At 37.3% G+C, this 11,707-nt stretch carries 6 protein-coding genes; 3 read left to right on the top strand and 3 right to left on the bottom strand.

Features of this window, described 5'->3' with window-relative positions:
- Nucleotides 1-21: 21 nt before the first annotated feature.
- The 3 genes from AC1F2U_RS18875 to AC1F2U_RS18865 form a co-directional block, all read right to left on the bottom strand.
- Nucleotides 22-273: an acyl carrier protein gene (locus AC1F2U_RS18875; protein WP_480262494.1), complete on the bottom strand. Its 252-nt coding sequence runs from the start codon at nt 271-273 to the stop codon at nt 22-24.
- Complete coding sequence (locus AC1F2U_RS18870; RefSeq protein WP_480262493.1) at nt 270-1,811, bottom strand: class I adenylate-forming enzyme family protein; 1,542 nt, start codon at nt 1,809-1,811, stop codon at nt 270-272. The genes AC1F2U_RS18875 and AC1F2U_RS18870 overlap by 4 nt, the downstream gene beginning before the upstream one ends.
- 64 nt (nt 1,812-1,875) lie before the next feature.
- Entirely contained in the window at nt 1,876-2,415 is a 540-nt protein-coding gene (locus AC1F2U_RS18865; protein ID WP_480262492.1) for a chorismate--pyruvate lyase family protein, read from the bottom strand.
- A 1,436-nt stretch (nt 2,416-3,851) separates the two neighbouring features.
- Here AC1F2U_RS18865 and AC1F2U_RS18860 point away from each other — a divergent pair.
- From AC1F2U_RS18860 to AC1F2U_RS18850, 3 genes are all read left to right on the top strand, one after another.
- Nucleotides 3,852-5,012, top strand: coding sequence for an AAA-like domain-containing protein (locus AC1F2U_RS18860; protein WP_480262491.1), 1,161 nt, complete (start codon nt 3,852-3,854; stop codon nt 5,010-5,012).
- Between the two features lie 575 nt (nt 5,013-5,587).
- Nucleotides 5,588-7,003, top strand: a complete 1,416-nt coding sequence (locus AC1F2U_RS18855; protein ID WP_480262489.1) for an AAA-like domain-containing protein — start codon at nt 5,588-5,590, stop codon at nt 7,001-7,003.
- A 439-nt stretch (nt 7,004-7,442) separates the two neighbouring features.
- Nucleotides 7,443-11,093 (top strand): WD40 domain-containing protein, encoded by a 3,651-nt coding sequence (locus AC1F2U_RS18850; RefSeq protein ID WP_480262488.1) that lies wholly within the window; start codon nt 7,443-7,445, stop codon nt 11,091-11,093.
- Nucleotides 11,094-11,707 lie beyond the last annotated feature (614 nt).

Raw genomic sequence — 11,707 nt, 5'->3', positions numbered from 1 at the left:
AAAGCCCATTTATAAAAATTATCAGCCTTGCTTTTGCTCAATCAGCTTCACAATAGTTGCTACGCTTTGAAAATTTTCTGCATTAATATCATTCATCTCAAATTTAATGCCAAAATTATTCTGTAATTTAAGTACAAGTGACATAGCATTGACAGAATCTAGACCTATACTAAAAAGATTGCTAGACTCTGATAAATCTTCACCATTTATATTTGGCAAGATGCTTAATACAACATTTTTAGTTTCTTTTTCAATTAAATCAATGTTTTTCATGATTTTATAGTTTCTGATAAATTATCAATTAAGTTTTTTCTTAATACTTTGCCTAATGGACTTTTAGGAATCTCGTCACGAAACTCAATAATTTTTGGGATTTTAAAATCAGCTAACTTTTCTTGACAGTAAGCTAATATATCTTTTGCATCACAAATGTCTCGATTTTGAGGTACAATAACCGCCTTAATAACTTCTCCTGCATAGGAACCTTTGATGCCAATAACAACGGCTTCTTTAACCCGATCGTGAGTTATCAATATGTTTTCTATTTCTAGTGGATCGACTTTGTAACCTCCTGTATCAATGAAGATTTGCTTTCTACCAGTAATATAAATACGCCCAACTTCATCTTTCTTGCCTAAATCACCCGTGAAAAACCAATTATCTTTAAATACCTGTTGATTTAGTTCTGGTTTATTACAATATCCTTTAGTCAGTGCTTGACTTTTGACGACTATCTCTCCAATACTTCCATTTGGTAGTTCTTTTTCAGCATCATCAATAATTTTAATGTCGATATTTTTTAAAGGTAAACCTACAGAATTATATGTGTTTTTTATATCTTCATTTAGATTAATTGCTATAGCACCGGCTTCTGTACAACCATAAAGTTGTCTCACAGGAATGCCAAATCTCTGAAGGAATTTATCAAAAATATCTTTTGATAAAAAGTTACCTGCCGAAAAGCATAGTTTCAGTGTGGAAATATCAACTTGAGTGTCATCGGGTGTTTCTGCTAGAGTGTTCAAAATATAAGGAACAGCAGGTAAGATAGTAATTTTTTCTTTTTCTATAAGCTCTAATACTCTCGCACGTCTAAAAACAAATGGCACTTCAATGGTTTTTCCTTGATGTGAAACTTGTTCTAAAATCACCAGAGTTGCGCCATTATGTATAGCAGCTAATAAACAATTTCCTAATCCATGTGCGTGATACAGTGGCACTATACATAAAATATTATCTGCCGGAGATATATTAGTGGTCTCGGTCAAGTTTATAACTTCGTGATATAAATTATTTTGGGTTCTACATACTCTTTTCGGTCTACCCGTAGAACCAGAGGAATATAAATAAAGCACATCTCCTTTAAAAATAGAGGTGCTTTCTGTAATTATGGATTTATCTACTTCTTTGGTAAGTGGACAAGTATTATCAAGGACTATTAATTCTATTTTTTTGTCTATCTTTGAGATAATTTTGCGACTAATTTCTTCACCGTGACTATTGGTAATAATTGCTTTAGTATTGCTGTCGATAATGTAGTGGCTGAGTTCTTCTTGTTTTAGAAGGGGATTAATTGGCAAAACTATAGCATTCAATTTGGCAGTAGCGTAAAAGGCGATCGCAAACTCTGGGCTATTAGGTAAAATTAACGCTATGCAGTCACCTTTGACAATACCGATTGTGCTTAAATGGTTACTTAAATATGTGATATTCGCATAAAGCTCTTGATAAGTAATCCTCAAATTTCTATAAGCGATCGCAGTTTTACTGGGGTAATTCTTGACAATTGTAAATAATCTTTTTTCTAACATTATTCCCTCATTATTATCAAAACCCAATCTTAACTAAATCTGTACTTATTTAGAGAATAACTCACTAATATTTTTTAAGAAAATAGCTCTCTGGAAATTTTTCAGTAATCATTATTATTGGTTTTTTATTAGAAAAAACTCGATAAGTCCGAGACAAGATGTTGTCTTCTCTTGCAATATTAAAATAGTTAGATAAGTCTTCAGATTTTTCTATAGCTGAATCTATTATCTCTTTAAATGTCTCAAGTTTATATTCTAACCATAGCCTACCCATTGGTTCTTGTGATTCTATTAGCCTGGACTTCAACCTATTATCTAGTCTTTCAGGAACGATTATGGATTCAGCATAAATAAAATTATTTAAACTAATCTTGCCTTGCAATAATATTTTTCTCTCAATTACTTGAGCATCAGTATCCAAATCTAAAGCTGGAATAGGTTTTGTAATAGTAACTAATTCTTCTGAGAGTTTGACTAATTTAATTTTTTCCAATAGATAAGCTTCTAATATTTCAGTCAATGTGCCATCAGTTGTTATTAAAATCCTTTGAAATGGACTTAAGTTAAGTGGTTCAATACGCCTAGCTTTCAATGTTTTTTGCATTTTGTATTTGATATTGTATATATTTTTACTGTTTCTACTTTCTTATATATTTTCTATAAGATATATACGACTAAAATTTAATTTTGTTTTAAATACTGAGACTGAAAAGCCAATTTTATCTAAAATTTTGTTCACAAATCACACAGGAGTATTATATTTCCTCCGCTGACTGTTACTGGGATACTCTCATTCCGAGTGTAGCAGTTTGTAAATGCTGACTTATGATTGTTTTGGTTAAACTCATACACCTCTCTGTATTTTTTCGTGGTTTTATTCAAAAATTAAATAGGAATCCTATATCGAATAGATAATCCCAGTTTTTTAAATAAAACGCAATAACAGTTAAGACATTTAAGAAGACATTTAAAAAAATAGTTAAGAAAGTTAAGAAACTTAAGAAAGTTAAGTAGATATTTAAAACATTTTAGGAATTACGCAAACTCTACGAATTCTTCTCTACGAGACGCTACGCCTTGGCGTTCGCATTAGCGTCTCTGAAAGAGAAGGCGTTCTTGGATAGGTTTATACGGTCAAAACTGGATAGCTGGTTTTTATAAGTGTCAAGTATGAGTTGAGGAATTTATGGATTCTATTCGTATAAGCAGATGTTTTATCGGTGGGGTTTGAAAGCTATGTCACTTATACAGTAAACTCTTTAGCTCCCTTGTCACCACTTAAGTCTTGGCGGTTCGATAAATTAAGCTTTTTGGAAATTTTTGTGTAAGTTCTATATTTAATGAATCAGAATTCAATACGATTCAGTAAGTCCTAAAGCTTTGTAAATTAGCAATTGTAATCAAGACTAGACATCTTGCAAAAGTAACTTTTGCTTTCCGGTTGGGGAAAGGTTAAAGGTTAAAGGTAAAGGGGAAATTCCATCCCTTTTCCCTTTAACCCTTCCCCTTTCCCCCACTTCTGCAAGAAGTCTACTAAAAATAAACTGTAGTACTGTAGTGTATCTCAAAGTCTTCTCCCTGTTTCCGGCTGCAAGATATGAGCCTATCACGGGCGCGATTAACGCTCTCGCAAAATATAAAACAAGCATATTTTCTCAAATCTTTATAAGCTTTTTAAAATGTGCTTGTTAAGAGGTTCATAACTTTTATCATTTTTTATTTAAAAACATAACTTACTTACTTTTTTATTAACTGTCTTAACTAGCTCAAAAATTTACTTAAAGGTCTTAACTTTCCTTGATTTTTACTTTTATCTAAGAGAAGATAAGTCTGTAAATGGTATAGCGCTCGACTTTGCCACGATCTCTTGGGCGATCGCTCTTTAGTTATCTAAAAACCTATAATCTTTTCTCAAAAAATCTTAAGTAACAGTAAAAATAATGAAAACAAAAGTTAAATTATATCAGAGCATTGTTGTGTTTAAATATACTATTGCTTATAAAAGAACAAGTATCCCTATTTATGGGAATTGACTTGACTATGAGATATCAGGTTGGTGGTAGCCTGAAGTATGATGACTCTACATATATTGTCCGTCAAGCAGACGAACAACTTTATACTGGATTAAAAACAGGAAATTTTTGTTACGTCTTCAACTGCCACCAAACAGGCAAATCATCTCTACTACACCGGACTATTCATCGCTTAGAAAAAGAAAATTATATATGTATTTATCTGAGTTTAGCTTTATTAGGTACTAATCAAACTACAGCTATACAATGGTACAAGGGCATTATTTTCAGCTTGTTTCACAAGTTAAATCTGACAGAGCGAATCAACTTTGAAACTTGGTTGGAGCAACAATCAGAACTTGACCCTGTACAACAACTGTATAAATTTGTTGGACAGGTGTTGCTGAGAGAATTTAAAAATAATCGCATTCTCATCTTTATCGATAATATTAATAGCTTGCTGAGTTTGAATTTTCCGGTCAACGATTTTTTGATCTGGATTCATTACTGTTATGAACAGCAAGCACACAACCCAAGCTTTCAACGCTTGGGATTTGCTTTGTTTGGTGTAGCTAGTCCATCTAACCTAATTGTCGATCGACATCGAACGCCCTTTAACATTGGTCAAGCAATTAATTTATGTGACTTTCAATTACATGAAGCTATGCCACTACTTGAAGGTTTAGAAGAAGTGGTCAGCCACCCACAAGCAATATTGCTACATATTATTCATTGGACAAGAGGACAGCCGTTTCTCACCCAAAAGCTTTGTCAGTTAGTTGTGCAAGTTGCCTTAGAAAGTGATAAAGCACCGATTACCATACCGAACGGTTCTGAAGGATATTGGGTAGAACAATTGGTGCGATCGCGCATTATTCAACATTGGGAATTCCAAGATGAACCTGAACATCTCCGTACCATAAGAGATCGCTTACTTTTTGACGAACACAAAGCAAGAAAGTTATTAAATATTTATCAACAGGTGTTACAAGTAGAGGAACTAAGGAATAGGAACCCGATAGATAATTCGATACCAGCCGATAATAGTGAAGAACAGACAGAACTGTTGCTATCTGGTTTGGTGGGAAATTATAACGGCTATCTGAGAGTTAAAAATCCGATTTACCGGAGTGTTTTCACTCTTCAATGGGTATTAAGACAGTTAGAAAATCTTCCCTTTTCTTGGTAGGAGCTAGTAATCAGAATACATCTATATAAATAAATTCTGCATTACTTCTTTAAGAAAAAAGTATAAAATATTACTAAACCATAGCTTATCTACTCGTCTATTTTTGGATTTTGCTTGTGCATAATTTCTGCCAAGTTTTTAACCAAGTTTTGATTACAAGTAGTTCCACAACTATTAATACTCAATATTTAGAGTTCTAATAAAGCGATAATATTTTTGCAATACGCAAGAAAAGTCATAATTTATACAAGTTAAAAATATTACATTATTTAATCACATTTGTACAAATTCAGGTAAATACAAAGACTTCATTTCTTTAGAGAGTTTTTGCAAGACAACCATCAAAACACCCAGTAAAAAAGTAGGAAAAGTAGGAAAAGTAGGATAAATAAATAACTGATGACAATGTTTACTATCAAGCTAGTATAATGTAACTTGTTTGTTAGAGTTCCAATATATCTTAGGAAAAGATGAAATAAAAATGTATAAAAGATTGCCACATTAAATTATAGTTTCAGTATGTAAAAACAAATGTTGCTTGTGACACTCATTTATAACAGCTACTTGGGACAGCCATGTATAAAACTAAACGCGCACGCGGAGTTGTACTAACTTCCACAGGGATTAAACGGTTACAATCAGCAATTCTTTCTGTGGAGATAGTAGAAAATAAAGGCGAACACTTGAGTTTAGAAGAAATAAGCTCGCGCATTCATGTTTCTAGTAGAACTTTGAGTAAATTATGGTCTTTAAGTGAAAGTGTAGATCAAAAAACAATAAAACTCTGCTTTAGCGCTTTTAATTTAGAATTACACAGCGAAGACTACACCATAGTCAACAAAGCAAATGAGACTGAAACATCTAAGTTATTGTCTATTGCAAATATAGAAAAAGATTTATCTCAACGTTCTGAATTAACCTCATTTGTCGAAGAACATCACACACAAACTGAACAGATAGAAAATCTTTGGTCATACCCAGATGGCCCCGTACCTTTAGATTCTCACTTTTATATTGAACGTCCTCCACTAGAGAGAAAGGTTTATCGAGAAGTAACTACTAGTGGCTGTGTGATTCGGATTAGATCCCCCAAACAGATGGGTAAAAGTTCTCTTGTGTTGAGGCTTTGTGCCTTTGCACACAAACTTGGGTATCAAACTGTAAATCTAAATTGCTACCAATTCGATAGTGAGTGTCTAACTGATTTAAATAAACTGTTGCGTCGTCTTTGCTGGAAAATTGCAACTCAATTAGGTATAGACCCAAACCTCAAGGAAAACTGGAATGAAGAAATTGGCTACAACTTGAGTAGCGGCTTCTATTTAGAAAACTATTTGCTAGATCGATGTCAAAGCCCAGTGGTTTTGGTGCTGAATGAAGTTGACCGTTTTTTTGAATATCCTCACATTTGCCAAGATTTTTTTGCATTGTTGCGGTCATGGTGTGAGGAAGCACGACACAATCCCAATTGGCAAAAGCTGAGGTTAGTAATGGTTTACTCAACCGAAGACTATATCTCTATGGATATTAACCTCTCTCCTTTTAATATTGGCCTACCTATTCGTCTGAATGATTTTACTCAACCACAAGTAGAAGATTTAGCTAGGCGGTATAGTTTAGACTGGTTTAAAGCTAAAGATTTGGCCAAACTGATGTCACTAGTAGGAGGACATCCAGCACTAATTCAGATTAGTTTGTATTATCTTAGGTCTCAAGAAATGACCCTGCAAGAAATAATAGAGGAAGCGATCGCCAATGGTGGTATCTACCGCGATCATTTATGGCGACAGTTGATCAAACTGCAAGAAAATCCTAGACTTGCAAAGACTTTTGCTGAAATTCTGGCAGCAAAGCAAGGTATTTCTCTTAATCCTATTGACACTTACAAGCTTGAAGGTTTAGGATTAATTCGCTTTGAAGGCGATCGCGTCTTACCGCGTTACGGACTCTACCAGGCCTATTTTGCAAAACAGTTATCGACAATTGTTTGAGCGAGCAGCTATCAAGAAGAAATTGAAATTTGCGGTTTTTATAATAATTGATACTAGCTCTTTTTAAATATTTTTTTACAAGTCAGTGGTTATCCCTTTTTCAATAAATAAAGCGGGAGGTTTAGCAGTCGCAGTCTTGCCGCTTTACGTCGATTGCTAAGTGCTGAACCAGAAGCACAGAAGGCGAAAGGCAAGATAATTTGACTTGTTTATAAATGTTTCTTTAGACCCATAGGGAATGTGTAGATGCAAAGCGGCTTGTCGTCAGACATCGCTTTCTCCGTAGTAAAAAAATAGGAATAAAGCTAAAAGTTAGATAGAATAAACTGAATTATTACATAAAACTGTGCTGTAAAATTTGTAATATTTAATTTCAATAATTTATCTACAAATTACTAGTCATTATGTTAATGTCGTTATTTGATAATCACACTTAGATATGAGATATCAAGTAGGCGGTAGTCTCCGCAGTGACGACCCCACATACGTTACCCGTCAGGCAGATGAACAACTCTATGCTAGCTTGAAAGCTGGCAATTTCTGTTATGTCTTCAACTCTCGTCAGATGGGCAAGTCATCGTTACTACAACGCACAAGTTATCGTCTTAAGTCAGAAGGGCATAGCTGTGTTTACTTAGATATGACTCGCTTGGGTATTGAAGATACTACACCAGATCAATGGTATAAAGGCATTATTATCAGCTTATTATATAGCTTGAAATTAGCGTCACAAATTGACTTTCAGTGTTGGTGGGAAATGCAAGCAGGTATTTCCTCGGTGCAAAAACTACAGCTATTTGTTGAAGATATCTTACTACCAAATCTCAAAAGTGATTCTCTACGAGACGGCAAAGCCAAACGCATCTTCATATTTATTGATGAGATTGATAGCCTGCTGAGTTTAAGTTTCCCAATTAACGACTTTTTTGCTTGGATTCGTCAGTGCTATAATCTACGATCGCATAACTCAAACTTTGAACGCTTGGGATTTGCACTATTTGGTGTAGCTAGTCCCTCCGACTTGATTGCTGATAAACGCCGCACGCCCTTTAACCTTGGTAAAGCAATTGAGTTACAGGGCTTTGAACTGCATGAAGCCACGCCCTTGCTTCTAGGATTAGAAGAAGTAGTCAGTCAACCACAAGCAATACTACAAGAGGTTATTTATTGGACAGGCGGACAACCCTTTCTGACACAAAAGCTCTGTGACTTAATTACTCAAGTAGCCTTTGAAACTACTAGAGGGAAGATTACCCTACCTCCAGGTACAAAAGCATTGTGGGTAGAGCAATTAGTGCGATCGCAGATTATTCAAAATTGGCAGTCACAAGACGAACCCGAACATTTGCGTACTATTCGCGATCGTCTTCTATTCGACGAACAACAGGCAGGGCGGTTGTTGGGTATTTATCAACAGGTATTGCAAGCAGAAGAGGCTCTTGAGCAGGGGAGCAGGGGAGCAGGGGAGCAGGGGAGCGGGGGAGAAGAGTTTTCCCCTTTGCCCCTTCGTTCTGTTCCAACTGATGATAGTCGAGAACAGACACAACTGTTGTTGTCCGGTTTAGTAGAGAGACACAACGGCTATCTCAAAATTAAAAATCCCATCTATCGGAATGTTTTTAATGCCCAATGGGTGTTGAGACAACTAGATAATCTCCGCCCCTACTCGCAAACATTCAACGCTTGGGTAGCATCACGTTACAAAGATGAATCGCGTCTGTTGCGAGGACAAGCTTTAAAAGATACTCAAAATTGGTCACAGGGCAAGAGTCTGAGCGATTTAGATTATCAATTTTTAGCCGCAAGTGTTGAATGCGATCGCAAAGAAGTGCAAATGGCATTGGAGGCAGCACGGGCCAAAGAGGTAGAAGCACGACTAGCACAAGAGAAAAGAACGGCTTTATTACAGAAATATTTACTAGTTGCAGTCAGTATTGGATTGCTCGTTTCTAGTAGTTTGGGAATAGGAACTTTCATTTTGTATCACCAGACTCGCAACAGTGAAACTCAAGCTAAAAACAGTGAAATTCGAGCGCTTGTATCTTCTTCTGTGGGATTGTTTGCCTCAAATCGCAGATTGGATGCACTTGTAGAAGCAATCAAAGCAAAAAAAAGACTGCAAAAATTAGGTAAATCAAATACAAATCTTGCACCTCAAGTAGAAAATGCACTGCAACAAGCAGTTTATGGAGCAGATGAGTACAACCGTTTTTGGGGTCATACAGCAGCTGTTCTAGCTGTAGATGTCAGTCCTGACAATTCTCTGATTGCCTCAGCAAGTGTAGATCAAACAATCAAGCTTTGGCGACGTGATGGCACACTAGTTGCAACTCTCAAAGGTCATAAGGGAGCAGTTAGGACGGTCGATTTTAGCCCTGATGGTCGAACACTCGCCTCGGCGGGTGAAGATGGGACTATTAAACTGTGGAAGCGAAACGGTCAGCTGCTAAAAACTTTTAAAGGTCACACGGCTTTGGTTTGGGGAGTAGCTTTTAGTCCCGATGGTCAGTTTTTTGCCTCTGCCAGTTGGGACAAAACGGTGATAGTTTGGAAGCGAGACGGCACAAGGCTCAACACGTTTCAAGCTTACACAGAGGGATTTAGCGGAGTAGCGTTTAGTCCCGATGGTCAGCTTATTGCTGCCACAAATCTAGACAAAACAGTAAAACTTTGGAAACGAAACACTACAGGCTGGCAAAATGCCAAGCTAGTACAAACTCTCCAAGGTCACACGAGTTGGGTTGTAGGAGTAGCTTTCAGCCCTGATGGTAAGACCATTGCTTCATCAAGTGAAGATAAAACTGTCAAACTTTGGCAGCGAAATAGCACAGATGGAAGCTACCGCCAATATCAAACTCTTACTGGACACAGTGCCGGGATTTGGAAAATTGCCTTTAGTCCCGATGGTCAGACTATTGCCTCCGCTAGTCTCGACAAAACAATTAAACTTTGGAACATTGATGGTACAGAACTCAGGACACTCAGAGGGCACACTGCGTCCGTTTGGGGAGTGACTTTTAGCCCTGACGGCAACTTTATTGCTTCGGCAGGCGCAGAAAACGTTGTCAGACTCTGGCAGAGTGAGAACCCATTCCAAAAGTCTATCATTGCCCATCAGTCCGGGATTTGGTCAATCGCTATCACCTCGGATAGTTCGACCATAGCCACAGCTAGCCACGAAAATACCGCGAAATTTTGGAGTCGCCAAGGCAAATTACTCAAAACTTGGACTGAATCTGGAGGCTCAATCTCCCAAGTTTCATTCAGTGGAGATGATAAATTAATTGCTCTTAAAATTAACAATGATACGATAAAACTTAAGAAGCCAGACGGCACCAATGTTGCTACTTACAAAGTTCCTGACAGCAAAATCATCGAAGCGCTATTAAGTGCTGATGGTCAAACAGTTGCGATCGCAACTGTTAAAAAGATTGTTCAGATATGGCAGCGCAATCGCCCTACACCACAGATTCTCAAAGGACATCAAGCAGAAGTGTGGCAAGTTGTATTTAGTCCAGACGGTCGATTCATTGCTTCAGCCAGTGGCGACGGTACTGTTAAGCTATGGACACTTGATGGCAGATTGTTCAGAACTCTTACAGGACACAGTGCAGCAGTATGGAGAGTTGCTTTTAGCCCTGACAGTAAAATGGTAGCTTCTGGAAGTGGTGACAATGCCGTTAAACTGTGGACACTCAATGGGAAGTTGTTGAAAACATTCATTGATCACAGTGCAGCAATTTGGGGAGTAGCGTTTAGTCCCAATGGAAAAATACTTGCTTCTGGTAGCGTAGATGCTACTGTCAAACTCTGGAAGCTTGATGGTACGGAAATAACGACCCTTAGAGGACATACCGCAGCGATTAGGCAAATAGCTATCAGCCCCGACGGGAGTTTTCTAGCTTCAGGGGGTGATGACAACACGCTCATTCTTTGGAATTTGCAGCGAATTCTCCACCTAGATGCACTGACTTATGGTTGTAAGTTGGTGCAGGATTATCTGAAAACTAACACAGCAGTTGAGAAAGGCGAAACTCCTACGGAGTCGCTGCGCGATCGCTCACTCTGTAATCACTCTCAGAACTATTAGAAATATTTCTTAATAGAAATAGAGATCGCTTCATCATCTCCATAAATCGAATTTTTATTAGTAAATAAGATGCGTTCGCCCTGAGCTTATAAGTTGTCCTTAAAGCGATATCGGTATCCACAATATTGTCATATAGATCCAACAGTTCAGGCAAAGCGTAGTAGAGTTAAAGTAAGAAATCTCAAGGTACGTGTAGGGAATGGCACGCTTGATAACGTGAAACCTCGTCTGGGCAGGGTGTTGGCAGGGTGTTGGGGGTAGGGGGTAGGATGTAGTGTTAATAAACATTAGACTTCTTGCAGAAGTGGGGGAAAGGGGAAGGGTTAAAGGGAAAAGGGATGGAATTTCCCCTTTACCTTTAACCTTTAACCTTTAACCTTTCCCCAACCGGAAAGCAAAAGTTACTTTTGCAAGATGTCTATTCAAGCTCACGAGGTGAAACAGAGATTACTTATTCTTCATTCCCTACACCCCACACCCGATACCCTACACCCTTTCATCCTTATAGATAATGGATTTACCCTTATCAAGCGTGCCATTAGTACGTGTAGGTATGATAACCTACCGCCTATAAATTTAACAGCATATACAGCAGTAACGTCGATCGCTCACAA

The organism is Nostoc sp. LEGE 12454 (assembly GCF_056620565.1).
The sequence above is the reverse complement of the archived record's forward strand: the minus strand, read 5'-3'. Positions and strand labels throughout refer to the sequence as shown.

Bases quoted from the DNA above. Each gene is read 5' to 3' on its own strand.
- AC1F2U_RS18860 (WP_480262491.1), top strand. From the start codon at position 3,852: ATGAGATATCAGGTTGGTGGTAGCCTGAAGTATGATGACTCTACATAT.
- AC1F2U_RS18875 (WP_480262494.1), bottom strand. From the start codon at position 273: ATGAAAAACATTGATTTAATTGAAAAAGAAACTAAAAATGTTGTATTA.
- AC1F2U_RS18865 (WP_480262492.1), bottom strand. From the start codon at position 2,415: ATGCAAAAAACATTGAAAGCTAGGCGTATTGAACCACTTAACTTAAGT.
- AC1F2U_RS18855 (WP_480262489.1), top strand. From the start codon at position 5,588: ATGTATAAAACTAAACGCGCACGCGGAGTTGTACTAACTTCCACAGGG.
- AC1F2U_RS18850 (WP_480262488.1), top strand. From the start codon at position 7,443: ATGAGATATCAAGTAGGCGGTAGTCTCCGCAGTGACGACCCCACATAC.
- AC1F2U_RS18870 (WP_480262493.1), bottom strand. From the start codon at position 1,811: ATGTTAGAAAAAAGATTATTTACAATTGTCAAGAATTACCCCAGTAAA.